Source organism: Ruegeria sp. BB6, from assembly GCF_056539385.1.
Genome location: NZ_JBQFUW010000003.1, coordinates 19,561 through 42,814, shown reverse-complemented (window position 1 = coordinate 42,814; position 23,254 = coordinate 19,561). Strand labels below are relative to the sequence as shown.

24 protein-coding genes are annotated in these 23,254 nt (G+C 59.2%); 12 read left to right on the top strand and 12 right to left on the bottom strand.

The annotated features are described in order from the left end of the window. Positions 1 to 146: 146 nt before the first annotated feature. Both ACR0B7_RS08835 and gntH read left to right on the top strand, forming a co-directional pair. Positions 147 to 1,748 (top strand): BCCT family transporter, encoded by a 1,602-nt coding sequence (locus tag ACR0B7_RS08835; RefSeq protein WP_170387687.1) that lies wholly within the window; start codon positions 147 to 149, stop codon positions 1,746 to 1,748. A gap of 145 nt (positions 1,749 to 1,893) precedes the next feature. Further along, positions 1,894 to 3,150 (top strand): guanitoxin biosynthesis MBL fold metallo-hydrolase GntH, encoded by a 1,257-nt coding sequence (gntH, locus tag ACR0B7_RS08830; protein WP_170483616.1) that lies wholly within the window; start codon positions 1,894 to 1,896, stop codon positions 3,148 to 3,150. A gap of 78 nt (positions 3,151 to 3,228) precedes the next feature. Here the strand turns inward: gntH and ACR0B7_RS08825 are convergent, their stop codons facing one another. From ACR0B7_RS08825 to rbfA, 8 genes are all read right to left on the bottom strand, one after another. Continuing rightward, positions 3,229 to 3,879 (bottom strand): sulfotransferase family 2 domain-containing protein, encoded by a 651-nt coding sequence (locus tag ACR0B7_RS08825; protein WP_170483618.1) that lies wholly within the window; start codon positions 3,877 to 3,879, stop codon positions 3,229 to 3,231. A 115-nt stretch (positions 3,880 to 3,994) separates the two neighbouring features. After that, entirely contained in the window at positions 3,995 to 4,624 is a 630-nt protein-coding gene (locus ACR0B7_RS08820) for a porin family protein (RefSeq protein WP_170569800.1), read from the bottom strand. A gap of 256 nt (positions 4,625 to 4,880) precedes the next feature. Then, entirely contained in the window at positions 4,881 to 5,150 is a 270-nt protein-coding gene (gene rpsO / locus ACR0B7_RS08815; RefSeq protein WP_050605082.1) for a 30S ribosomal protein S15, read from the bottom strand. Between the two features lie 145 nt (positions 5,151 to 5,295). After that, the gene (locus tag ACR0B7_RS08810) at positions 5,296 to 6,291 is read right to left on the bottom strand and encodes a calcium-binding protein (RefSeq protein ID WP_170483622.1); all 996 of its coding nucleotides are present in this window, start codon (positions 6,289 to 6,291) and stop codon (positions 5,296 to 5,298) included. A 95-nt stretch (positions 6,292 to 6,386) separates the two neighbouring features. After that, complete coding sequence (locus ACR0B7_RS08805; protein WP_170387679.1) at positions 6,387 to 6,890, bottom strand: DUF1643 domain-containing protein; 504 nt, start codon at positions 6,888 to 6,890, stop codon at positions 6,387 to 6,389. A 21-nt stretch (positions 6,891 to 6,911) separates the two neighbouring features. After that, complete coding sequence (truB, locus tag ACR0B7_RS08800; RefSeq protein ID WP_170576751.1) at positions 6,912 to 7,817, bottom strand: tRNA pseudouridine(55) synthase TruB; 906 nt, start codon at positions 7,815 to 7,817, stop codon at positions 6,912 to 6,914. Positions 7,818 to 7,877: 60 nt separating this feature from the next. Next, the gene (locus ACR0B7_RS08795; RefSeq protein WP_170483627.1) at positions 7,878 to 8,615 is read right to left on the bottom strand and encodes a phosphodiester glycosidase family protein; all 738 of its coding nucleotides are present in this window, start codon (positions 8,613 to 8,615) and stop codon (positions 7,878 to 7,880) included. Then, entirely contained in the window at positions 8,612 to 9,007 is a 396-nt protein-coding gene (gene rbfA / locus ACR0B7_RS08790) for a 30S ribosome-binding factor RbfA (RefSeq protein WP_170387673.1), read from the bottom strand. Before rbfA ends, ACR0B7_RS08795 begins: the two co-directional genes overlap by 4 nt. 90 nt (positions 9,008 to 9,097) lie before the next feature. On the opposite strand from rbfA, the gene dapB reads away from it, so the two are divergent. Beyond that, a complete protein-coding gene (gene dapB / locus ACR0B7_RS08785; protein WP_170387671.1) occupies positions 9,098 to 9,907 on the top strand; it encodes a 4-hydroxy-tetrahydrodipicolinate reductase in 810 nt (269 codons plus the stop codon). A gap of 109 nt (positions 9,908 to 10,016) precedes the next feature. Next, entirely contained in the window at positions 10,017 to 11,117 is a 1,101-nt protein-coding gene (locus tag ACR0B7_RS08780) for an NADase-type glycan-binding domain-containing protein (RefSeq protein ID WP_170483629.1), read from the top strand. A 32-nt stretch (positions 11,118 to 11,149) separates the two neighbouring features. On the opposite strand, the gene ACR0B7_RS08775 is transcribed toward ACR0B7_RS08780, so the two are convergent. The 3 genes from ACR0B7_RS08775 to tmpA are packed head-to-tail and all read right to left on the bottom strand — an operon-like array spanning position 11,150 to position 13,538. Next, on the bottom strand, positions 11,150 to 11,818 hold the full coding sequence (locus ACR0B7_RS08775) for an ureidoglycolate lyase (protein ID WP_170387667.1): 669 nt from the start codon (positions 11,816 to 11,818) through the stop codon (positions 11,150 to 11,152). Further along, positions 11,815 to 12,405 (bottom strand): (R)-1-hydroxy-2-trimethylaminoethylphosphonate oxygenase, encoded by a 591-nt coding sequence (gene tmpB, locus ACR0B7_RS08770; RefSeq protein WP_170483631.1) that lies wholly within the window; start codon positions 12,403 to 12,405, stop codon positions 11,815 to 11,817. Before tmpB ends, ACR0B7_RS08775 begins: the two co-directional genes overlap by 4 nt. After that, a complete protein-coding gene (gene tmpA / locus ACR0B7_RS08765; protein ID WP_170569791.1) occupies positions 12,402 to 13,538 on the bottom strand; it encodes a 2-trimethylaminoethylphosphonate dioxygenase in 1,137 nt (378 codons plus the stop codon). Before tmpA ends, tmpB begins: the two co-directional genes overlap by 4 nt. Positions 13,539 to 13,637: 99 nt before the next feature. Between tmpA and ACR0B7_RS08760 the strand changes: the two genes are divergently transcribed. Continuing rightward, positions 13,638 to 14,492: a LysR family transcriptional regulator gene (locus ACR0B7_RS08760; RefSeq protein WP_170483635.1), complete on the top strand. Its 855-nt coding sequence runs from the start codon at positions 13,638 to 13,640 to the stop codon at positions 14,490 to 14,492. A gap of 4 nt (positions 14,493 to 14,496) precedes the next feature. Here the strand turns inward: ACR0B7_RS08760 and ACR0B7_RS08755 are convergent, their stop codons facing one another. After that, the gene (locus ACR0B7_RS08755) at positions 14,497 to 14,679 is read right to left on the bottom strand and encodes a DUF1674 domain-containing protein (protein WP_170483638.1); all 183 of its coding nucleotides are present in this window, start codon (positions 14,677 to 14,679) and stop codon (positions 14,497 to 14,499) included. A gap of 88 nt (positions 14,680 to 14,767) precedes the next feature. On the opposite strand from ACR0B7_RS08755, the gene ACR0B7_RS08750 reads away from it, so the two are divergent. The 7 genes from ACR0B7_RS08750 to ACR0B7_RS08720 all read left to right on the top strand — a co-directional run bounded on the left by ACR0B7_RS08750 (position 14,768) and on the right by ACR0B7_RS08720 (position 23,235). Continuing rightward, positions 14,768 to 16,024, top strand: coding sequence for a transcription antitermination factor NusB (locus ACR0B7_RS08750; protein WP_170483640.1), 1,257 nt, complete (start codon positions 14,768 to 14,770; stop codon positions 16,022 to 16,024). Positions 16,025 to 16,114: 90 nt separating this feature from the next. Further along, positions 16,115 to 17,854, top strand: a complete 1,740-nt coding sequence (locus tag ACR0B7_RS08745) for a heparinase II/III domain-containing protein (protein ID WP_170576752.1) — start codon at positions 16,115 to 16,117, stop codon at positions 17,852 to 17,854. Positions 17,855 to 17,876: 22 nt separating this feature from the next. Next, positions 17,877 to 19,466, top strand: coding sequence for a bifunctional phosphoribosylaminoimidazolecarboxamide formyltransferase/IMP cyclohydrolase (purH, locus tag ACR0B7_RS08740; RefSeq protein ID WP_170569788.1), 1,590 nt, complete (start codon positions 17,877 to 17,879; stop codon positions 19,464 to 19,466). Next, a complete protein-coding gene (gene lspA, locus ACR0B7_RS08735; RefSeq protein WP_170483646.1) occupies positions 19,466 to 19,936 on the top strand; it encodes a signal peptidase II in 471 nt (156 codons plus the stop codon). Before purH ends, lspA begins: the two co-directional genes overlap by 1 nt. Before the next feature lie 50 nt (positions 19,937 to 19,986). Beyond that, complete coding sequence (locus ACR0B7_RS08730; protein ID WP_170387650.1) at positions 19,987 to 20,505, top strand: DUF3035 domain-containing protein; 519 nt, start codon at positions 19,987 to 19,989, stop codon at positions 20,503 to 20,505. 82 nt (positions 20,506 to 20,587) lie between these two features. Then, entirely contained in the window at positions 20,588 to 21,928 is a 1,341-nt protein-coding gene (locus tag ACR0B7_RS08725; RefSeq protein WP_170483648.1) for a M16 family metallopeptidase, read from the top strand. Continuing rightward, positions 21,925 to 23,235 (top strand): M16 family metallopeptidase, encoded by a 1,311-nt coding sequence (locus ACR0B7_RS08720; protein ID WP_170576753.1) that lies wholly within the window; start codon positions 21,925 to 21,927, stop codon positions 23,233 to 23,235. The genes ACR0B7_RS08725 and ACR0B7_RS08720 overlap by 4 nt, the downstream gene beginning before the upstream one ends. Positions 23,236 to 23,254 lie beyond the last annotated feature (19 nt).

Sequence of the window (23,254 nt, the reverse complement as noted above, 5' to 3'; positions counted from 1 at the left end):
TTTGTAAAAATATGATGTCAGTGTAAGATGTTACCACTGAACCCGCGGTCGAAAAGACGGAAACGCGCCAAGGGGGTACAATACTCATATCCGTCAGTCGACCGAATACCTTGGCGTTTGCACCTAGCGGACAGAGGGGCAGTCGAATGGCTCAGACAAAGAAAATGCTGGATCCGGATCCCCGGATCTATGACTTTGAAACCGAATACGAACTTGGGCAAGACAACGTCCGACCGTTCGGTTTGGACATCCACAACCCGGTTTTCCTGATCTCAAGTATCCTCATTTTTGCGTTCGTCCTGATCGCATTGGCCAATCAGGAGGCCGCAGCGACCTTCTTTGGATGGCTCCGGCCATGGCTGACCAGTACGTTCGATTGGTTCCTTGTTCTTTCCGTGGATGCAATCACCCTGTTCTGTCTGGTGCTGATCGTCTTACCCGTCGGCAAGGTGCGGATCGGCGGTAAGGACGCCAAGCCCGACTATTCCTATGCTGGCTGGATCGCGATGATGTTCGCGGCCGGGATCGGGATTGGTTTGCTGTTCTTCGGCGTGATGGAGCCGGTGTACTACAACTTTGCCGAGGACGGGAATGCTGTTCCACTGGGAATTGATATTGCGGTGCCCGGCAATGAATATGCAGGTATCGTCGGTACGATCCACCATTGGGGGCTTGAGGGCTGGGCCGTTTACGCGGCCGTCGGACTTGCGCTGGCCATCTTCAGCTATAACCTTGGCTTGCCGTTGACCCTGCGGTCGGCGTTCTACCCGATCCTGGGTGAACGCGTTTGGGGCTGGTGGGGTCACATCATTGATACCCTGGCCGTATTTGCTACGCTGTTCGGCCTGACAACCTCGCTTGGATTGGGCGCGCAGCAGGTAGCCGCGGGCCTTTACGAGGTGTTCGGCATCGAACCCAGCCCGACGGTTGTCGTGCTTCTCATCATCGGGATCACAATGATTGCGCTGGGCTCGGTCCTTCTGGGCATGGATGCAGGTGTCAAACGGCTGAGCGAGATTAACATGATCATGGCCGTCGGCCTATTCCTGTTCGTGATCGCAGTCACCGGTATTGGAACGGCCATCGCACGGTACTTCAACGTGATGACGGATTACGTGCTGCACCTGCCGGCCTTGTCCAACCCGTTCGGGCGTGAAGACACCAGCTATTTCCACGGCTGGACGACCTTCTACTGGGCGTGGTGGATTGCATGGTCGCCGTTTGTGGGCATGTTCATCGCGCGTATCTCAAAGGGCCGCACGGTGCGAGAGTTCGTTATCTGCGCGTTGCTGGCGCCCACGGCGGTCTGCGCCCTGTGGATGTCAACCTTCGGCGGTGCCGCGATTGACATGCTGAACGCAGGCGGAGCAGAAGGTGTCCGCGCCACCGTGATCGACAGCTATGCCCCCGAAGGCGCGCTGTTTGGCTTCCTGAAAGAGCTTCCGCTCTATGGTATCGTCGCGCCAATCGCGTTGATCCTGATCGTGGTGTTCTTTGTGACCTCGTCGGATTCCGGTTCACTGGTGATCGACACGATTACCGCGGGCGGCAAGATGGATGCCCCGGTGATCCAGCGCGTGTTCTGGTGCACTTTGGAAGGGCTGGTCGCAATCGCCCTCTTGCTGGGAGGCGGCTTGGTTGCCCTTCAAGGTGCGGCGGTTTCAACGGGTATTCCGTTTACGTTGGTCGTATTGGTCATGTGCTATTGCCTGTGGCTGGCGCTGAAATCAGAGAAAGCCAAAATGTAGGCCAAACGAAACAAAGCGAAGCGCCTGTCCTATGGCGGGCGCTTCCATCGCGTATAGCTGCTAAAAGTATTCAAAAATTCCCGGTTGTTGATATAGTGCTCTCATATCTTTGAGCATTACGTTTGGTTGCGTGGGGGGATTTTGGATGCGTTTGAACACAGGACTGATCAGAGCAGCGCTATTTGGCGCGGCGTTTGCTGTCACCGCGACAGGAACAGCAATGGCACAATCTTCTGAACCCAAGGCATGGTCGCGCACCGAACCTTACCCCAACCAAACCGTTTACTATCCCGGCACTGAAACGCTGGGTCCGGACGAAATGCGGGTCGTTGCCTGCGGAACGGGCATGCCACAGCCGCGCCTGAAACAGGCTGCGGCCTGTTTCCTGGTCGAGCTGGGGAACGGCGACAAATTCATCTTCGACATGGGGGAAGGGTCCTTTGAACGGATCATGGCGCTTGGAATTCCTCTGGATCAACTCGACAAGGTGTTCCTGGGTCACCTGCATCTTGACCACGCAGGCGATTTCCCCGCGTTCTACTTCACCGGCCCGGTGAATAACCGCCTCACACCTGTGCGCCTTTGGGGTCCGGAAGGCATTAAGCCTGAATGGGGTACAAAGGCTTGGGCCGATCACATGATGAAGATGTGGGCATGGGAAGAAGCAACCAGAGGCGCAGCCGTTGATCCGCGCGGCCTGCAGCTTGAGGTGAATGAGTTCGACTGGAAGGCTGTGAACAACGTCGTCTATGACGAAAATGGCGTTCAGGTCAGAACCCTTCCCGCTATTCACGGCGAACAGGCTGTCAGCTTTCTTCTGGAATGGAACGATCTGACATTTGCCTTTTCTTCCGACACGCTGCCGACCCGGTGGTGGAGAGAACACGCGGCCGGTGCGGACCTCGCGATTCACGAGTGCTTCACGCCTCCTGAATTCATGATCGAAAAATACGGTTTTGCGCCCTCCGAGGCGATTTTTGTCGGATCGCAAGGTCACACCGCTGCGCAGGCATTTGGCAAAATCATGTCAGATACAGAGCCAAGACTGGCTGTCTGTTACCATTTTCAGAACGACCACGACATTGCGTTGGCGGTCTACTCGGCCATTCGGGAAACCTATGACGGCCCGCTTGATCTGGCGACCGATTTCATGACGTGGAACGTCACCAAAGATAGCATCCGCACCCGCCAGGGCATCCCCAACGAAGAATCCTTTCCCGCGCCAGTTCAGATGGTCAAACAGCCGCCAGATTCTGCGGCTGAGTTCCCGTTCTCCGAGTTCGACCTTGAGAGTATTGATTTGGATGCCGCAAAAGCCACCAACGACATGATCGAGGCGTTCAACGAACGATCGGGAAATAACGAAGTCGGTGCATACACCAGCCTTCCGTTTGTCGAGTGACGGGTACCATTTACGCAGCAGATGATTTCGGCTGTTGCGGTCGCTGATAGAAGCGCGAGAGCAACTGGGGTCGCTGGGCTATTTCAGCATCCCAAACAGCCCTGATTTCTCGCGGCGGCGACCGTCATCAAACTTGTAGCTGAGCAGGTCCACATCTTTCGCATAAACGCGCCCAACGATGTCCTGAGTCTCTTGGTCGTAGTAGTCGCGGTAGTCAGTGCGTTTTGATTGTTTTCGGTGGCGAACAAGCGCCCTTCGCATACCGATCTGCTTCAAGGCGACCTTGAGGTCCTCGTCAAACCGTTCAAAGCGGCCCACGAAATCAATGGGCATCTTTCCTGAACTGTCGGTCAGGTAGATATGTTGTGGTTGAAAATAGCGGATTTTGAGAAACTTGTCCGGTTCTTGCGAAAAGGCGTGAACAAACTCGGCAAATGATCCGTGAGAGCTGACCTCTGTGATTTCCGGCCGTCGCTGACAGACGTAGTGATAGCCAGACACGAAGCGATCCCAAGGGTTCCGCACAAAGCTGAACTTGTAATAGTCGTTGGCTTCATTCCCAAGCAAATCGAAATACTGCGAGATATAGTCGATGTCGGTATCGCGCGGATCTCTTGGGTTCACCCGCCGCCCCAAGAAGCGATCACGCTTCAATACTGTCGTCACCGTTGAGCCGCCCGATTTCGGGATGTGTACAAATATCACTTTGATGTTCGGAAATATGGGCATTGGACTTCCATCATGGCGCAGGGAAACCGAATGATCCGTTTGGACTGCGCCGAATTCGTGTCGTCGGGTGACGTGGCAGGCCAGACAACATCTGGCCTGCCACGTGGGTGTTCGCTCAGAACCGATAGGCGACTCTGGCGGTGAGCGTGCTGAGGTCGAAATCCGAGTCATTGGGCGCGTCGTCAAACTCGCCGCTTACGTCCCTATAGGTATAATCTGCGCCCAAGGACCACCGGTCATTGATGTTGTATTCCATGCCCAGACCGATGTTGAACCCGTCCAGCGTGGTTTGGCTGTCCCGGTCAAATTGAGCGCTTGGGTGGACCCGCAGCCTGGACCACGACCAGCCAAGGGCGCCGTAAAACATGAAATCACCGTTCACGTAGCCGACCCTACCGCGCAAGTCCGCAAAGTCCATGACTTCGCGTGTTTCCGGGTTGCCCTTTTCCACAACGTGCGACAGGTTCGAGTACCTGACTTCCGCACCGTAGATCATGTCGCCGCGCTGCATATTATATCCCAGCGCCACCCCGAAACTGCGGCCTGTGTCAGGGTCGAATGAAGTGTTCCTCGTGCCGCCCGACAAAACTGGGAAATCAGTCATTCCGTCGGCTGTTGCTGCCCCTAGTTCCAATCCCGCATATGCGCCCTGAAAAGCGCTTGCAGCCGCAGAATTGTCCGCATACGCCAAGTCAGGAGCCACCTGCACCAATGGTATCAGGGACAAGAGGGCAAATTTCCTCATTCAAACTCTCCTCAAACAATTCACATTTTACATGGCGGCCCGTTTTTCGGACTAACTGGAATCATAGGGCCGTCGCAAATGCCGGCAAAGGAATTGTGGTCGCCTGCGAAAAAATTCGTGAGATTTGATGCTGAAAAACACGCTGCCGGATCAGGGGGCAATCACGACGCGCTAAAAAATGAAAACGCCCACCGCAAGGGTGGGCGTACAAATCGTAAATCTGGGGTCTGGCCCGGATAATCGCGCAAAGTGGCGATTAGCGGCGGATGCCCAGCTTTTTGATCAGGTCCTGATAGCGCGCTTCTTCTTTGCCCTTCAGGTAGTCCAGCAGCTTACGACGCTGGGCGACCATTTTCAGCAGACCGCGACGACCGTGGTTGTCTTTTTTGTGGGTCTTGAAGTGCTCGGTCAGGGTGTTGATGCGCGAGGTCAGGATTGCAACCTGAACTTCAGGCGAACCGGTGTCGCCGTCCTTGGTTGCGAATTCTTTCATGACGCGTGCTTTATCAGCGGCAGTAATCGACATCGGGGTCTCCTTGTAAAAGGTTAGAGTTGATGGCGCAGGCCGGGATGTCGTCCAGCACAGGCCCATGGAGAAAACCGCACCGATTCCGGTACGGATGCGCGCGTATAAGCGTATTTGCGGCGAATGGCAAAAGGATTCTGTTGGATCAGCCCAGCGCACTTAGCTGCGTCAGGTCGAATGCGCCGATCAACTGAATATCATCCGGGGTCAAACCTTCGGCCCCAAGCAACTGAGCGACGTTTTGGCCGTTGATCATCACATTTGTCAGGTTTTCATCCTCGGCATCAGGCTCGACCTGAACAACCGGATTTTCTTCGCCTTCCCATGAAACCAGAAGTTTGTCCTGACCGGGTTGAAAATCCATCACGGTCGCAGCCGTGCCGTCCTGAGACGCTTGGACGACGACTTCGTCTTCGCCTTCACCACCTGTCACGATGTCGTTGCTATCGGCCAAAATCGTATCATCCCCGGTGCCGCCGTTCAGGAAATCCACACTACCGTCCGAACCCATCAGGACGTCGTTGCCATCTCCGCCGAACAGGACATCCTGCCCTTTGCCACCGTCCAGATGATCGTCCCCATAGCCGCCATGCAGAGCATCATCGCCTTCGCCACCGGTCAGAGTGTCGTCGTCCTGCCCGCCATATAGCTCGTCATTACCCGTGCCACCGTCCAGAATGTCGTCGCCGAAATGCCCAAACAGCGCGTCATCCCCCGCGCCCCCGGCAATCTGATCTGCCCCGCCTTCGCCGTGCAGGACATCATTGCCGCCTTCGCCAAGAACGTGGTCTTCACCGGCCCCACCATGCAGAGTGTCGTTGCCTTCCCCGCCGATTACACTGTCGTTGCCGCCGTACCCGTTGATCTGGTCGTTGCCGTCCTGCCCCGTCAAAAGATCCTGACCCTCTGAGCCTGCAATGATCAGATCATCCTGGAATTCAGATATCACTGTCCCGGTCGACGGTTCTGTGGGGGTGTCTATGTTTTCGCCAACATCCAGCAGGTTGCCTTCTGAAACGTCCTCAGCCTCATCCTCGACGATTTCCTCGTCCTCAAGGTCGTCGTCGGCCTCAAAAACATCGCTTATCGCGAAGGCGGCGCCGCCGACTGCGGCAAGGCCCAGCAATCCGAACAGAAACATGACATCCCTCCGCAAGCGCGCTGCATCGAGGGTGATTTGTCTCATGTTGCCAGTTGGTTGGTCAAAGCTGATTTGAGCTTGTGGTTAACCTTTGATCACCATGGTTCGGGCTGCTGGGTATATGCGATATACAGAGGGTGTTTGGGGTGGCCGTCCTTGGTCAGCCCCAAATGAAACAGAGGTTGCCCGGTGCCGCGCAGCAAGGTTTCAACCGCCGGTCCACGGTCTAGATGTGCGCCGTGGGTTCCCCATGCTGCGATGACCTGATCGGCCCATTGCACACCGTCCAGAATGGCTGCGTCATTTTCCGGCCCTACAGGATCGGCGGCGGCGCGCATCTTGCGCGGGTCGGTGTCGCGCCAAGCAAAGATGTTGGTGACCTGAAACGCCCCGAACCCCAACGCGCGCGCGCGGCGTTCGCAGCGTTCGACGGTTGGGTCGTTCTGCACCTCGGTCGCGGTGGACGGGTTCAGCATAACGAACAGCGCCTTGCGTCCGCCCTCATCCCAGACGCGGGTCAGGCTATAGCGGTAGTTTTCGCAATCCGAATAGATGGCGGTCGAGGGCGCATCGCCCTTGGTATGCGTTCGGGTGATCATGCCCACGGCCTAACACGGCGCCTAGGCGACGAACACCCGGCTGGGATGCAGTTCGCCGGATTTATAGACGCCAACCGCCACGGCTTTGCCATCCAAAGATGCCCATGCCTCGTCTCCGTATTCCACGTCCGAGGCCAGAACCATGCCCGGATTGCCGTTGCGCAGACGGGTGGCACCCTCGGGAGTGCATTTCAATTCAGGCAGGTCGGCGAGGCCGGTTTCCAGCGGGTGCAGGTAGTCGTCCAAAGCAGTGGTCTTCGCCATCTCGTCGATCTGTTCGATACTTAGGCCATCTTCCACCTCGAACGGGCCGGACCAGATGCGGCGCAACTCTTTGACGTGGCCCTGGCATCCCAGAGCCGCGCCCAGATCGCGGGCAATGGAGCGGACATATCCGCCTTTGCCGCAGGTCATTTCCAGCACGACATGATCATCGTCGGGGCGATCGACAAGGATCAGTTCCTCAACCCACAGGGGGCGGGCGGACAGTTCCACATCCTCGCCATCGCGGGCCAGCTTGTAGGCACGCTGGCCGTCGATCTTCACGGCGGAAAACTTCGGCGGCACCTGCATGATATCGCCTAGAAACGGGGCCAGCGCCTGTTTGATATCGTCGTCCGAAGGGCGTGCATCGCTTTGTGCAATCACCTCGCCCTCGGCATCGTCGGTATTGGTGGCCTGACCCAGACGCACGGTGAACGTGTAGGCTTTCAACGCGTCGGTGATATAGGGAACCGTCTTGGTTGCCTCGCCCAAGGCCACGGCCAGAACGCCGGTTGCCTCGGGGTCCAGCGTGCCTGCGTGACCCGCTTTCTTGGCGTCCATTGCCCAACGCACCTTGTTGACCACTGCGGTCGAGGTCATGCCAGCAGGCTTGTCCACCACCAGCCAACCGGAAATGTCGCGGCCCTTGCGTTTGCGTCCCATATCGCACCCTGAATCTTGCTAAGGCGCGCGAGTTAGCGGATCATAAAAGCCCTGTCAATTTCAGGGTGCATCCTCGACCACGCCCACGATCGGCCCAAGCGAAAAGCCAACGTCCGACCGATTGCTGGCCCTTTCGTACATCCGCGAAATATTACCGTCCAAGAACAGCGCGTTCGGAGTTTCCAACACATCCCGGAACAGGCTGCCGAATTCGTGAAAGGTGACATAGTCGTCCGAGATCGCAAACACAGCCCGCGTGCCATCGGAACTGGTGCCCACACCATTGCGTACATAGCGAGAGGTCGAGTCGGGCAGAAACCGTGGATGCAACTCTCCGTCGATCACCAGCATGGGGCCGGATTGGGTCGCGAACGCGCAGTCAGGGGATTGATCAACGAAATCCAACGTCTCGAACACATCTGCGCGGCCCTCGCGGATGCAGAACACGCCGTTGGGCAGCAGGCCAAAATTGCCGGGGCCGGGATTGGCGATGACGCGCATCTGTTCCTGACCATTCTCAACGTAGTGGCCCACGGGTGAGCGGTCGTCGTGATACATCCCGGCGTTCATCGCAAAGGCCAGTCGCTTGCCCTCACTGGCCAGCGCATCGTTCACCGAGGAAAAATGACCCAGAACAGAGCCGCTTTCATCCTTGAGGAACAAACGCAGGTCTTCGTTGGCGGCATCCACTTCGCAGATGGTGTACCGCTTTTGCCCGTGGGTCACCTTTTCACAGGTCACGGCCGAGGCTTGCGAGGCCCAGAAAACCGCGCAAATCGTGGCCAGCGTGCGGATCACTCGTCCAGATCGCGGCGCACCGCGTCCTGTTCAAACATGCGGCGGGTGTCGTCCAGACGGTCGAACGTGTCATCCAGACGGAACCGCAGATCGGGCGAGAATTTCAGATTCAGCTTCTTGCCGATCACGCGCCGCAGCTCACCCTTGTTGCGGGCCAGCAGCTCGATCACATCATCCTGCCCCTTGCCGCCCAAGGGCAGCACATAGGCAGTTGCGATCTTCAGATCGGGCGAGGTGCGCACCTCACCCACGGTGATTGACATGCGGTTCAGGTCAGGGTCGTGGACATCTCCGCGCGCCAGAACCTCGGACAGAGTGCGGCGGATCAGTTCGCCGACGCGTAGCTGTCGTTGGGACGGGCCGGGGCCATCGTGGAATTTGTTCTTTGCCATGTCTTCGATCTAAGCCCAAATCCGGCCTTTGCCAAGCGGCCCCGAACCGGGTAGGAGGCTTTGAGCCGACAGAAACAGGGAAAGAACGCCATGACCCATATTCCGGGGATCGTCATCACAGGGGCTTCGGGCCGAATGGGTCAGATGCTGATCAAGACCGTGACGGACAGCGATCAGGCGCGTCTGGTCGGCGTGGTCGAGCGTAAGGGCCATGACTGGATCGGTCAGGACGTCGGTACGGCCATGGGCGGGCAGGCGCTGGGCGTGACTGTGACAGATGATCCGCTTGAGGCATTTGCACAGGCGCAGGCCGTCATCGACTTTACCGCGCCCGAAGCGACGCTGGAATTTGCTGCGCTGGCGGCGCAGGCACGTTGCGTCCATGTGATCGGCACCACGGGGATGACGGACGAACAGATCGCCGCGCTGGAGCCTGCCGCACGCCACGCTGTGATTGTTCGGGCGGGCAACATGAGCCTCGGGGTGAACCTGCTGGTGCAACTGACCAAAAAGGTCGCCGCCGCGCTGGACGAAGATTTCGATATCGAGGTGATCGAAGGCCATCACCACCACAAGGTCGACGCCCCCTCGGGCACGGCTTTGATGCTGGGTGAGGCCGCCGCCGAAGGGCGTGGTGTCAATCTGGCCGACGTATCTGACCGCGCCCGCGATGGGATCACCGGTGCGCGCAAGCGTGGGGATATCGGGTTCCACGCCATTCGCGGTGGCGACATTGTCGGCGAACATGACGTCCTGTTCGCCGCCCCCGGCGAGCGCATCGTCCTGCGCCACCTCGCCACCGACCGCGCCATCTTTGCCCGAGGCGCGCTCAAGGCGGCGCTTTGGGGGCAGGGGAAGGCTCCGGGTCAGTATGACATGGTGGATGTACTGGGGCTTTAACTCCACACAACCAAAGGATTTTATCAATTTGGCTTTACCTTCTTCCGATACTCGGCCAAACCCGAGTTGCTATGTAGAGAGGTAGAGTGATTTGGTCAGAACTGTCGCAATGGCGTTTGTGCTTGCGGTGATCGCAGGTGGCGCCCGGGCGGATGAAACTGCTCAGCCGCAGGTGGCTTGCACGGTGGAAGGGTGCAAGGAAATTTCGCTGCAAAAACCGCGCTACAGCGATGCCAGCGCTTTCTCGGTGCAGCAGGTCTGGGGCGTAGTGGATGAGATCCTGTCCGTGTCGGGGCTGTTGCCGAATTTCCAGGTTGTGGAAACCTACGAGGTAGGCAACGCCGCTGCGGTTATCCTGGGCGAAGAACGGTTTCTTGCCTTCAATCCCGATTGGCTGGCGCAATACGAGGCTGACCCGAATGCGTACTGGCAGCTTTATGGTGTCATAGCGCATGAGGTTGGTCATCACCTACAGGGCCATACCATCACGGAAGGCGGCTCGCGTCCTCCGACTGAACTTGAGGCGGACGAGTATGCCGGCTTCGTGCTGGCCGCGCTGGGCGCGACCCTGATAGAGGCGCAGTCTCTCTGGGCGACGTTGCCGCCAGAAGGGTCGTCCACCCACCCGCCACAACACCAGCGTCTTGCGGCGGTCGAACGCGGATGGATGCGGCGCAAGGGGCAGGCACCGGCCGACACGACCCCGGCTGTTCAGCCCCCCGAGCCAGCAGCGCCGCCACCGCCCCGCCGGGCCATGGGAAGTTGTACCGGTGTCGCGGTTCTCGGGAGCTGGGCAGACCTGTGTTTCAGTTCGGTTCTGGCAGCTCAGGGCAGCAACAGATATGGCCCTTCATCCGCAACGGACGGAGATCATCAAACCGCCTGGGTCGAAGGCGCGTCGGGCCAAGGCGTCGGCGAAGCCTTTGTGTTGGTCTTCGACGAGCCGACCCAAGTAGACACCTGGAGCCTGCGCAACGGCTACGCCAAGTCGCAAAAGTCATTTTCACGCAATAGCCGGGTGCGGAAACTGCGGCTGACATTCTCTGATGGTCGTCAGACATTCTTCACGCTGGATGACACTCCCGACTGGCAGAGCACTTCGGCGCTGGCCAAATACGGGCCTGTTTCGTGGATCTTGTTCGAGATCACGGATATCTACCCAGGTACCCACTACGAGGACACGGCGATAACCGAGCTGAACTTCGACTGAATTCGGTCGACAGGCTGTTCTGTGGTCGAACCCTAAAGCGACTTGATCTTGTCCGCACGAAGTGGGCAGGCGAGGTAAACCCCGAATTCCTTTCCGATATCCGCGCTGACCCGCGCATGAACTGCGCCCTGTCTGTCAAGGAACCGCTGGTTGTCTTCCACGGGGAAAATCCCTTCGTGCCAGATGCCGGGATGGATATAAAGCCCGCGCGAACCGTCGCACCAGAACGCCACAACCTTGTCTGGCGTCAGGTTGTCGCCGGGTAGGGCCGCGGGAACGATAAAGGGCTTGTTGTCCAGCGGCCAGAACATCTGCCCCCCGTCCGGGTGGTAGTTCATATGCCACAGCAACACCTGATCACGCGGAGCAGTCTGGCTGTCCGCCTGTGCCTGCTGCGGGTCCGTCGACCAGCCGAGAACATAGTGACCGCCCACCGCTTCGTTCTTGCCGTAAAGCACATCGCCCTTCCACTCGCCGCTGAATGTGCCTTCGACCCAGCCGCCTTCGTCACCCGTTCCTTCGTCGATGGGACGCCAGCCCTGTTGCGGCCAGCGGGTGATTTCGATCTCGAACCCCTCGGGATCATCGACCAGACAGCCATAGCCCTTGACCGACTCATCGGTGGCACGGATCAGAGGGACTTCGTGCCAGGGTAGCGAGGGCTTGGAGCTGGCTTCAAAAATGTATTCCGGGGCGTTCATGCGACCTCCATATGCTTGTCGACCATGCGCTGCACCATCGGCGCAAAATGGGAAAAATCGGGTGTTTCCATGTCTGGCCGCTTGCCGGCCTCGTCTAGATACCGGACCTGAACGATCTCTTTCAGGTTTGGATTGGCTTCAAATTCGGCGACTTCCTCGGCGCTCATCGGTCCGCCCTGCAATTCCAGAGTGTGAACGGAGGCGTCGGACAGACGGCTGAAATAGTCCGGCTTTGTGGCGCATAGATACCGCTTGGCGGCAACGTGGTAACGGCAGCAATCGGTGATGACCGAGGGAAAGAACTGCTCTAGCACCTTTGCGCCTGCATCCTCGTGGTGGCGGTCTTCGGTGTCGTCAGGATGATAGGTGCCGAACTCGGACGTGAAATGACCGATGTCATGCAGCAACGCCCCGACGATGATTTCTTCGGCCATGCCGTTCTGTTCGGCAATCGTTGCGCCCTGAAGCATATGCTCGGCCATCGTGACGGGCTCGCCCAAATACTCTTCGCCGCCCCGACGCGTGAAGATATCGCCGATGAACGCGACGATGTTATCGCGGTTCAGGGTTGAGAAATCCGGTTTCATTCCGCTGCCTCCTGTTGTCCCATGTCCATTGCCGCCAAGGTCGACAGCAGGCCGTCCTTGTCCGCGTAGCAGCCCTGCAACCAACGCGACCCCGCCCCAGAATATCCCAGCCGCGCATGAAGGACGCGGGTATTGTCGACGATAAAGCTCTCGCCGGGTTCCAGCTTGAACGACACGCCCATCGCAGGATCGTCGATGATCGCACCCAGTTGGCGGTAGGCGGTGTAATACGCTTCCATCTTGTCGAACGGGACATCGACCAGAGGCGCGGTCGAGCGGTTGTTGAAACGGATGCCGATCAGCTCTCCGTCCGGTGACAGCTCGATCATGGGTCGGCGTGAGCGCAGGCAAACCCCGTCGGAACCTACGTATTCAAACCGAGCCGGGTAGCCCGCCAGCAATGCAAACCCTTCGGGATTTTCCCTGTTTAGCCGTTCTGCGGCCCGGAACCCGTCCACCACGATCGAATCCCCGCCTTCGGCGCTGTTTTCGAGGCAGTAGAGAATTTGAAGTGTCGGCACAGGATCGCGATAGGGGTTGTCGGTATGCGCCTGAAGCCCGAGGCCGGTAAAGGCCAGGTTTGTCGGGTTCACTTCGGTCCGAACCTCGAAATATGGGCCGTAGTTGGTTTCACGCACATATCCAAACAGTTCCGCCACCTTGAGCAGCGACTCAGGCTCGGTCGGGCCTGCGGTCAGTTTGGCAAACCCGTATTCGGCGACAGAGGCCAGCCAGTCGCGCTTGATCGCGGGGTCGGTGTGCACCTCGGTCCAGTCTGCGCTGGGCGCTGCCATGCCGCGCTCCCAAGTCGTCAGGTCTGGGGAAATGCGCCCGAAAGTGCCTTTCCGGTCCCGGTCATAGCTGTGGGTGGCAAGCCAGTTGGCCGGAAAAGAGACGGTTTTATCCTCGGGCTGGAACGTGACCCGAAGATCGCCGTTTGCAATTTCGGCTGCGCTGACCGAGGTCTCGGCCGGTATGTCGCCTATGGTGATCAGGCGCTGGCCATTGCCAGTCGCGCGCGTTTCTGGATCAAGGGCATTGTCGCGCAGCCAGATGGCATGAAAACGCGATCTGGTCCCGTCGGTAAATTCAACGGTCACGACGGAAGGTTCATGGGTGACGGAGCGCAGCATGGGGTCTCTCCTGTTCGGCGCGGTCTCTGGTTGAGCAGATACGCCTGTTATGGCATTACCACAATTAATCCTTATTTCTACTGAGGGTTGGAAAATCTTATGTCTAAGAAAAAGATCGGATTGCCGCCTTTGGACTGGCTGCGCGTGTTCGAGGCAGCCGGACGACTGGGAGGGTTCTCAGCCGCAGCGCGCGAGTTCGGGTTGACGCAGGCGGCCGTCAGTCAGCGCATCGGGAACCTTGAGGCGTGGTTGGGCCGGACCTTGTTCGTACGTGAGGCGCGCGGTGTGTCGCTGACGGTTGAGGGGGAAAGCTATCTGCCCTTGGTTCAGGAAAGCCTTCAGGCGTTAGAGCGTAATACCGAGGATCTTTTCGGAAAATCGCCGCGCGAATTGCGCGTGGCGGGGTTATCCTCGCATATTTACGCCTTGGTATTGCCGCGTATTCCAGGTTTTCTGGAAATGCGCCCCAAGGTCCGGGTGTTGACGGATTCAATGGCCCGCAGGTCATCACTGAATGAAGAAAAGACCTGGTTGCAGATCCGGTACGGCAAAGGGGCTTGGCCGGGGCGCGAAGCGGCGTTGATCGCGCAAGAAGTGCTGGTTCCCATGGCTGCGCCCGGTGTTGAATGGGGTGCCCCTCTTGTCGATCAGCGCGGTGAAAGACCGGGATGGCGGGATTGGGCGCGAAAAGCCGGAGTGGAAGACCTGCCGCCAATGCCGGTGAGCTTTGATTCAATGGGCCACGCCATTGTCGCTGCGCGGCAGGGAATGGGGGTTGTTCTGGGCTCTGTCCCATTGGCCCGGGGCAACCTGCAGAACGGTCAGCTATGCCGGTTGGACTTGCCGGAGCTTGAAACCAGAGACGGGTATTGGCTGACCTGGCCAGAGGATCGGTTAAAGTCAAAAAAGCAACGCGCCCTCATATGGGATTTTCTGGAAGCGCTGCGCGGCTAGGCAATCAAAAGTCGATCGCGATGCCTTTCTTTTCCCAATCGCCATAACGCGCCGGATCGGGGCCATCGCGCCCGCCCAGCTCCTTTGGCATCTCTTTTCCCTTGGCCTCGGCCTTGCGGCGGCGTTCTTCGGCTTCGGCCAAAGCGCGCTGGGCGGCAGGGGGCAGGTCTTTGCTGTCGTCGCTCATGACATCGGGTTCCTTTCCGTGCTTGGGCTTGATATACGCCCCCGTCCCCGCTTGGCAATGCAAGCGCGGCGTATCGAAAGGCGATTCCATGTCCGACAACGCAACGGCAGCGCGACGCAGCGCGATCTATCTGCTGGATCAGATCCTAGGAGAAGGACGGCTTCTGCCCGAGTGTCTGGCCGCCGGCGCACTGGACAGATTGGGCCCAGAAGATCGCGCGCGGGCGCAGCGCCTGACGCTGGAAACCCTGCGCGGATTAGAGCGGGCCGACCGTCTGCTGGACAATCACCTGAACCGGACACCTGCGCTGACGGTCCACAACGCCCTGCGTCTTGGCGCGGTTGAGCTGTGCCACGGTGAGGCGGCGCATGGTGTCGTCAATTCCATGGTCGAAATTGTGGGCCGCTCGCGCAAGCACGGCCGCCTCAAGGGGTTGGTGAACGCAGTTCTGCGCAAAGTCGCAGCCGAAGGGCCGGACGCCTGGCCAAAGATGCGTGTGCCGCGCCTGCCCGAATGGTTGCGCGATCCGCTTGTCATGGCTTGGGGTGCCGAGGCGGTAGCTGGTATGGAAAAGGCACATTTCGACGGCGCTCCGCTGGATATATCCGCCAAACCTAATGTCGCTGGTCCGGGTGAGGCTTTGCCGACCGGATCGCGTCGGGTGCGTGATGCGGGTCAGGTCTCGGCGCTGCCGGGATATGATCGCGGCGACTGGTGGGTGCAAGACGCGGCTGCGGCGCTGCCGGTTCGCGTGCTGGCACCCAAACCGGGCGAGAAAATACTGGACCTGTGTGCCGCACCGGGCGGCAAGACTTTGCAGTTGGCCGCAGAAGGGGCCGAAGTCACGGCGCTGGACATCTCGGAGTCGCGGCTCGAGCGTGTGCGGGAAAACCTTGTGCGCACCGGGCTGAAGGCCACAGTCATCGCCGGGGATGCGTTGGAGCATCAGGGCCAGTACGATGCCATTCTCTTGGATGCGCCATGTTCCGCTACCGGCACCATTCGTCGGCACCCTGATTTGCCCTTTGCCAAGGACGGATCGGAATTCGGCGGGCTGATTGAGCTTCAGGCCCAGATGTTGGCACACGCCTGGACCCTGCTGAAACCGGGCGGGCGGCTGGTCTATTGCACCTGTTCCCTGTTGCCCGACGAGGGTGAGGTTCAGATCGAGGAGGCGTTGCCCCAATATCCCGACATGCAGGTCGATCGCGAGGCCGTCATGGTGGCTGGGGTCGAAAATGACTGGATCACTGAGGAAGGCGGCCTGCGTCTGCGTCCCGATTACTGGGCGGATCGCGGTGGAATGGATGGGTTCTATATCGCCTGTCTGAACAAATCGGCATAGGTCGACGCTTTTCGGTGACTTGACGGGCGGGGCGGTCTATCGTTGGGTCTCAGGCGCCAGCAGAGCGCAAGAGGCAGAGTAACGAGCGGCATGTCGAACTCAGATACCATGGCCAATCGATGGACGCGGTTTCAGAACCGTATTTACGCGCGGTTTAGTCAGCGGCGTAAAGCCGTCGCCGGGTTTGTGAGAGAGCCCGAGCCGCGCACAGTAGGCTCGTTCGCACGCGGTCGGCAGCTTGTGGCGGGTAACCTGCTGTTCGCCGGATTTCTGGTCGAGGCGCAGGATACCGGCTTGTGGGACGTGACCGCACCAAGTGCCGGTTTCGATAGCGAACGCCACGGGTTTGCATGGTTGGATGATCTGGCCGCCGTCGGGGATATGCGGGCGCGCGAAAAGGCGCAACGCTGGATTTGGGGCTGGATTGACGCGCATGGTCGCGGTCAGGGGCCGGGCTGGGCACCGGACCTGACAGGTCGACGCGTTTTACGTTGGATCAACCATTCGGCGTTTCTGCTGCGCGGAATGGACGAAAAGCAGACCCGAGCATTCTTTCGGTCTCTGGCACAGCAATCGTGGTTCCTGTCCAAACGGTGGCGGGCCGCGACACCCGGGCTGCCTCGGTTCGAGGCATTGGCGGGGCTGGTGCAGGCGGGGCTGGCGCTGCAGGGCCTAGAGCAGATGGCTGATCCGGCCCTTCGCGCCCTTGCGCGAGAATGCGAAAAGCAGATTGACCAAAAGGGCGGTATATCGACGCGAAACCCCGAAGAATTGCTGGAAGTGTTTACGTTGCTTGCCTGGACATCGGCTGCGCTCAGTGAGTTGGGCCGGGGCACGCCAGCAGCACAGGCCGACGCGATCAAACGGATCGCGCCCACCTTGCGAAATCTACGACATTCGGACGGCGCGTTGGCGCGGTTTCATGGGGGCGGTCGCGGGTTGGAGGGGAGACTGGATCAAGCATTGGCCCAAAGCGGGGTTCGGCCCCAACATGCGGACGGGCTGACGATGGGGTTCGCCAGGCTGTACGCGGCACGGACCAGCGTGATCGTCGATGCCAGCCCGCCTCCGAAAGGGACTGCGTCCTACAACGCACATGCGTCGACATTGGCGTTTGAAATGACGTCCGGTCGGCGGCCGCTGATCGTAAATTGCGGAGCGGGTGAGAGTTTCGGGCTTGAATGGCGTCGGGCCGGGCGCGCTACGCCGTCTCATTCGACTTTGTGTCTGGACGGCTATTCCAGCGCTCGCTTGACGGACCCGGTCGCGGGGACCGAAAAAGAGGCTCTGGTTGACGCGCCGCAGGACGTGCCGGTCGAGTTCGAGGACGCTTTTGAAGGCAGACGGTTCATGGCAGGGCACGATGGCTATGCCAAGGTTTTCGGGCTGACTCATGCGCGCACGTTCGAGTTGCGCTTTGACGGGCGTGAATTGACGGGTGAAGACATCCTGCTGACCGCGACCGACAAGGCCAAGCGTCAGTTCAACAAGGCGATGGATGCCTCGAAACTCCAGGGAATCGAGTTTGACGTTAGGTTTCATCTGCATCCTGATGTGGATGCGGCCATTGATCTGGGTGGTGCGGCGGTGTCGATGGCCCTCAAGAGTGGTGAAATTTGGGTATTCCGCCACGACGGGGTTTCTAAATTATCTGTTGAACCAAGCGTTTACCTTGAGAAAGGGCGTCTGAAGCCACGCGCGACAAAACAGATCGTTCTATCTGGCCGCGCGATGGAGTATGCGACGCGCATCCAGTGGACGTTTAGCAAGGCGCAGGATACAGCCTATGCCGTGCGCGACGTGCACCGGGACGAGCCCGTATTCGACTGACGCCAAAAGGACCTTTGGACCCATGACCGATCTTCACCCCGTGCGCCGCGCGTTGCTTTCCGTTTCCGACAAGACAGGGCTGATTGACCTGGGAAAGGCGCTGGCCGAGCGCGGGGTCGAGCTGTTGTCGACCGGCGGAACCGCCAAGGCGCTGCGGGATGCGGGGCTTGAGGTCAAGGATGTCAGCGAGGTTACCGGTTTTCCCGAAATGATGGACGGCCGGGTGAAAACCCTGCATCCGATGGTGCATGGCGGGCTGCTGGCCCTGCGCGACAATGACACCCATGTCGCGGCGATGGAGGAACACGGCATTGGCGCGATCGACCTGCTGGTGGTGAATCTCTATCCGTTTGAGGCGACTGTCGCCAAGGGCGCGGGCTATGATGAGTGCATCGAAAACATTGACATCGGCGGCCCGGCGATGATCCGCGCGGCGTCCAAGAACCATGCTTTTGTGAATGTTGTGGTCGATGTCGAAGACTACACGTCGCTGTTGGATCAGCTAGAGGAAAACTACGGCAAGACCTCACTGGGCTTCCGTCAATGGCTGGCGCAAAAGGCGTATGCCCGAACCGCTGCCTATGATACCGCCGTGTCGAATTGGATGGCCGATGCATTGCAGCTTGAGGCGCCTAAGCGCCGTGCCTTCGCCGGTGAGTTGAAGCAAACTCTGCGCTATGGCGAGAACAGCCACCAACTGGCCGCGTTTTATACGGACGGCACAAACCGCCCCGGCGTGGCGACTGCCGTACAGCATCAGGGCAAGGAACTGAGCTATAACAACATCAATGACACCGATGCGGCGTTTGAATTGGTGGCTGAGTTTGACCCGGCGAAAGGGGCGGCCTGCGCCATCATCAAGCATGCCAACCCGTGTGGCGTTGCTACGGGCGCAACTCTGCTAGAGGCATACAAGTCTGCCTTCGATTGCGACCGCACCTCGGCTTTTGGCGGGATCGTTGCGCTGAATCAGCCTCTGGACGCGGAAACCGCGCAAGAGATCACCGGGATTTTCACTGAGGTCGTGATTGCCCCCGGCGCTTCGGACGAAGCCAAGGCGATCTTCGCCGCAAAGAAGAACCTGCGCCTGCTGACGACCGAGGCGCTGCCGGATGTGACCGCAGGCGGCAAGACCGTGCGTCAGGTGGCCGGCGGCCTGCTGGTGCAGGATAAGGACAACGGCTTTGTTGGCATGGACGACCTGAAAGTCGTCACCAAGAAGGCCCCGACCGAGGAACAGATGCGCGATCTTCTGTTCGCGTGGAAAGTGGCCAAGCACGTCAAATCCAACGCCATCGTCTACGTCAAGGATGGCGCGACCGTAGGCGTGGGCGCAGGCCAGATGAGCCGCGTGGACTCGGCCCTGATCGCGGCCAAGAAAGCTGAACGCATGGCCGACGTGCTGGGCTTGGCCCAACCGCTGACCATCGGCTCGGCGGTGGCGTCGGACGCGTTCTTCCCCTTCCCCGACGGGTTGATGGAGGCGGCAGAAGCTGGCGCGACCTGCGTGATCCAGCCCGGCGGCTCGATGCGCGATGACGAGGTGATTGCAGCGGCGGACGAGGCCGGTCTTGCGATGGTCTTCACCGGCATGCGCCATTTCCGCCACTGATGGGGTATCGTCTACTGCTCTGGGCCGCGCTAGGCGCGATTGCGATCGACCAGATCAGCAAGTATCTGGTCGTGCATGTCATGCGCGTGGCCGAGGGCAGTATCGATGTTCTGCCGCCCCTGCTGGTGTTCAAGTACGGCGAGAATCGGGGCATCAATTTCGGGTTGTTCCAAGGGGACAGCGACGCTTCTCGGTGGGCTCTGATCGGCATTTCACTGGTGATTTCCGTCGCCGTTCTGATCTGGTTGCTACGCTCTGCCCCTTCGCGAATAGTGCTGCTGTCCGGCGGGCTTCTGATTGGAGGCGCGTTGGGAAATGTCATTGACCGTGTTCTCTACGGCTATGTTCTGGATTTTCTGAACATGTCCTGCTGCGGTATCGACAATCCCTTTGTGTTCAACCTTGCAGATGTCTTCATTTTTGCAGGAGCGATCGGTTTGATGCTGTTCGATGGCAAAAAGCACTCGTGACGCGCCCGGGGAAATGCGATAAAAGCCCCTCAAACAGGCTGGAGACTTTGATGCGGTTGCCGCGTTCCATTATTGCAGTGACATTGGCCGTTGCCACGGCGGGATGTTCCGATATCGGCTTGCGCCATCTTGAGGCGCCGGGCCCGGGGCCGGATGAATTCTCGGTCTTGCCGGTCAAGCCGCTGACGCAGCCAAAGGACTACCAGTTTCTGCCAGCCCCGACACCCGGGGGTGGCAATCTGACGGACCCGACGCCCAACGCGGACGCGGTCGTGGCGCTGGGCGGTAGTGCCGCGGCGTTGAACCCGAACACGCCTATCCCGTCGACTGATGCGGCGCTTGTGACCGCCTCAAGCCGTTATGGTGTGCCATCGAACACACGGCAGGTCGTTGAATCCGAAGACGCCGCGTTCCGTAAGAAGCAGGGTCGCTGGACCCGGTTGCGCCTGTTCAAGGTGGACCGTTACTCGCAGATATATCGTCGCGAAGCCCTTGATGCCGATCTTCAGAACGAAGCTGCGCGGCGTGCGGGTATAGAAACGCCTTCCTCGCCACCGGTCGATGAATAATCCTTAACTTTTCGTCATCGGCCTTGAACCTGCGCCGCACCACCGTAGTTTGAACATCACAAAACGAAACGGAGGATGCCCTATGGTTCGGGCCTTGGCATTGTCGGCCGCCCTGATCGCCGCCACACCGGTTTTTGCCGAAGATGGCCTTGAGGCGGTCACCACCTTCACGCTGGATAACGGCATGGATGTCGTCGTGGTTGAAGATCACCGCGCTCCGGTCGTGCAGCATATGGTCTGGTATCGCGCAGGGTCAGCTGACGAGCCCGTAGGCTCGTCCGGCGTCGCCCATTTCCTGGAACATTTGCTGTTCAAGGGTACGGATACGCTGGCTCCGGGTGAGTTTTCTACAACCGTCGCTGCCAATGGCGGCAATGACAACGCGTTCACGTCGTATGACTATACCGCCTATTTTCAGCGTGTTGCAGCCGACAGGTTGGAATTGATGATGCAGATGGAAGCGGACCGGATGCGCAACATCCGCTTGTCCGACGAAGATATCCGCACCGAGCGTGACGTGATCCTTGAAGAACGCAACCAGCGCACCGAAAACAACCCGCGTGCCCTGTTTGGCGAACAGATGAACGCCGCGCAGTACCTGAACCACCGTTACGGCGTTCCGATCATCGGCTGGCGGCATGAGATGGAAACGCTGGACATGGAGGACGCGCTGTCCTTCTACCAGACCCACTATGCGCCAAACAACGCGATCCTTGTGGTCACTGGTGATGTGCAGCCTGACGAGGTCAAGGCACTGGCGGATCAGTATTATGGCGTGATCCCCGCCAACCCGGACCTGCCCGAACGGGTTCGGTCTCAGGAACCACCGCAAACCGCTGAGCGTCGCCTGACCTACAAAGACCCGCGCGTGTCGCAGCCTTATGTTCAGCGCAGCTACCTCGCGCCCGAGCGTGACCCCGGCGCGCAGGAAAAAGCGGCCGCGCTGTTCTTGCTGGCAGAATTGCTGGGCGGTGGAAACACAGCCTATTTAAACGAAAAGCTGCAATTCGAGCAGCAGAAAGCCGTTTATACAGCCGCTTTCTATCGCGGCGTGTCACTGGACGATACAACCTTTGACCTGCTGATCGTACCCGCACAGGGCGTGTCCTTGCAGGAAGCAGAAGATGCTATGGATCAGGCCGTGGCTGACTTTATTGCCGAAGGTGTGAACCAAGAGGATCTGGACCGGATCAAGATGCAGCTTCGCGCTTCGCAAACTTATGCGCGAGACAATGTGGATGGTATTGGCAACCGGTATGGCCGTGCCCTGACCAGCGGTTTGACGGTCGAGGATGTGCAGGCGTGGCCCGATATCCTTCAGGCCGTGACTGGTGACGAGATCATCGCTGCGGCCCGTGAAGTGTTCCAGCCCGAGGCTTCTGTAACCGGTTGGCTGATGCGTGACGACGAGGTGACGCAATGAAACGGATTTTCGCAACCCTGATCGCATTTGTCATCGCATTGCCCGCATGGGCCGAGATTGAGATTCAGGAGGTCACGTCACCCGGCGGGATCACGGCTTGGCTGGTCGAAGATCACTCGATCCCCTTCACCGCGCTGGAACTGCGCTTTCGGGGGGGTACGTCTCTGGATGATCCCGACAAGCGCGGGGCCACATATCTGATGAGCGGCCTGATCGAAGAAGGGGCCGGGGACATGGACGCTCGCACCTATGCGCGCGAATTGGAATCGTTGGCGGCTTCGTTCAGATATAACGCAAGCGACGACACGGTTTCGGTTTCAGCTCAGTTTCTGACCGAAAACCGGGATGACGTGATTGATCTGCTGCACACCACGCTCCACGAACCTCGGTTCGATCAGGATGCCGTCGATCGTGTCAGGGCGCAGGTCCTATCGGGTCTGCGTTCGGACCAGACAGACCCAAATGACATCGCTGGGCGCAATTTTGCGCGCATGGCCTATGGGGATCATCCTTATGGGTCCGAGGGGAAAGGCACCATCGACAGTGTGACCGCTCTGACGCGGGATGACGTTGCCACCGCTTTTGCGAACGTGTTTGCGAAGGACCGACTGTATGTAGGTGCCGTAGGGGACATCACGGCCGAGGAGCTTGGTTTTCTGCTGGATAAACTGCTGGCCGATCTGCCCGAGACCGGAAAGCCAATTCCTGACCGTGCCGAGGTTACTATTCCCGGCGGTGTCAGCGTCGTTGAGTTTGACACTCCGCAGTCAGTCGCCCTGTTCGGGCATGCAGGAATTGATCGCGACGATCCCGATTTCTTTGCCGCGTTTGTTCTGAACCACATTCTGGGTGGCGGTGGATTTGAAAGCCGCCTGATGCAGGAAGTGCGTGAAAAGCGTGGGCTGACCTATGGCGTGGCGACCTATCTCGTGCCCAAGGACCTGGCCTCGGTCTATCTGGGGTCGGTGTCGTCCGCGAATGATCGCATCGCCGAGGCGGTTGACGTGATCCGAAACGAATGGGCACGCGCGGCGTCCGAAGGGGTGACGCAGAAAGAGCTGGATGATGCCAAGACCTATCTGACCGGGGCGTATCCGCTGCGGTTTGACGGGAACGGCCAGATTGCCAGCATCATGGTCGGGATGCAGATGGACGACCTGCCGATTGACTACATCTCGACCCGCAACGACAAGGTAAACGCGGTCACGCTGCAAGACGTGAACCGCGTGGCCAGTGAATTGCTTGACCCCGAAGGGCTGCATTTCACCGTTGTCGGCAAGCCTGAAGGTCTGGAAACGACGAACTGATGCAAACGGGGCTGAGCGT

Coding starts and splice junctions, on each gene's coding strand:
- ACR0B7_RS08835 (WP_170387687.1), top strand. CDS start 147: ATGGCTCAGACAAAGAAAATGCTGGATCCGGATCCCCGGATCTATGAC.
- gntH (WP_170483616.1), top strand. CDS start 1,894: ATGCGTTTGAACACAGGACTGATCAGAGCAGCGCTATTTGGCGCGGCG.
- ACR0B7_RS08825 (WP_170483618.1), bottom strand. CDS start 3,879: ATGCCCATATTTCCGAACATCAAAGTGATATTTGTACACATCCCGAAA.
- ACR0B7_RS08820 (WP_170569800.1), bottom strand. CDS start 4,624: ATGAGGAAATTTGCCCTCTTGTCCCTGATACCATTGGTGCAGGTGGCT.
- rpsO (WP_050605082.1), bottom strand. CDS start 5,150: ATGTCGATTACTGCCGCTGATAAAGCACGCGTCATGAAAGAATTCGCA.
- ACR0B7_RS08810 (WP_170483622.1), bottom strand. CDS start 6,291: ATGTTTCTGTTCGGATTGCTGGGCCTTGCCGCAGTCGGCGGCGCCGCC.
- ACR0B7_RS08805 (WP_170387679.1), bottom strand. CDS start 6,890: ATGATCACCCGAACGCATACCAAGGGCGATGCGCCCTCGACCGCCATC.
- truB (WP_170576751.1), bottom strand. CDS start 7,817: ATGGGACGCAAACGCAAGGGCCGCGACATTTCCGGTTGGCTGGTGGTG.
- rbfA (WP_170387673.1), bottom strand. CDS start 9,007: ATGGCAAAGAACAAATTCCACGATGGCCCCGGCCCGTCCCAACGACAG.
- dapB (WP_170387671.1), top strand. CDS start 9,098: ATGACCCATATTCCGGGGATCGTCATCACAGGGGCTTCGGGCCGAATG.
- ACR0B7_RS08780 (WP_170483629.1), top strand. CDS start 10,017: ATGGCGTTTGTGCTTGCGGTGATCGCAGGTGGCGCCCGGGCGGATGAA.
- ACR0B7_RS08775 (WP_170387667.1), bottom strand. CDS start 11,818: ATGAACGCCCCGGAATACATTTTTGAAGCCAGCTCCAAGCCCTCGCTA.
- tmpB (WP_170483631.1), bottom strand. CDS start 12,405: ATGAAACCGGATTTCTCAACCCTGAACCGCGATAACATCGTCGCGTTC.
- tmpA (WP_170569791.1), bottom strand. CDS start 13,538: ATGCTGCGCTCCGTCACCCATGAACCTTCCGTCGTGACCGTTGAATTT.
- ACR0B7_RS08760 (WP_170483635.1), top strand. CDS start 13,638: ATGTCTAAGAAAAAGATCGGATTGCCGCCTTTGGACTGGCTGCGCGTG.
- ACR0B7_RS08755 (WP_170483638.1), bottom strand. CDS start 14,679: ATGAGCGACGACAGCAAAGACCTGCCCCCTGCCGCCCAGCGCGCTTTG.
- ACR0B7_RS08750 (WP_170483640.1), top strand. CDS start 14,768: ATGTCCGACAACGCAACGGCAGCGCGACGCAGCGCGATCTATCTGCTG.
- ACR0B7_RS08745 (WP_170576752.1), top strand. CDS start 16,115: ATGTCGAACTCAGATACCATGGCCAATCGATGGACGCGGTTTCAGAAC.
- purH (WP_170569788.1), top strand. CDS start 17,877: ATGACCGATCTTCACCCCGTGCGCCGCGCGTTGCTTTCCGTTTCCGAC.
- lspA (WP_170483646.1), top strand. CDS start 19,466: ATGGGGTATCGTCTACTGCTCTGGGCCGCGCTAGGCGCGATTGCGATC.
- ACR0B7_RS08730 (WP_170387650.1), top strand. CDS start 19,987: ATGCGGTTGCCGCGTTCCATTATTGCAGTGACATTGGCCGTTGCCACG.
- ACR0B7_RS08725 (WP_170483648.1), top strand. CDS start 20,588: ATGGTTCGGGCCTTGGCATTGTCGGCCGCCCTGATCGCCGCCACACCG.
- ACR0B7_RS08720 (WP_170576753.1), top strand. CDS start 21,925: ATGAAACGGATTTTCGCAACCCTGATCGCATTTGTCATCGCATTGCCC.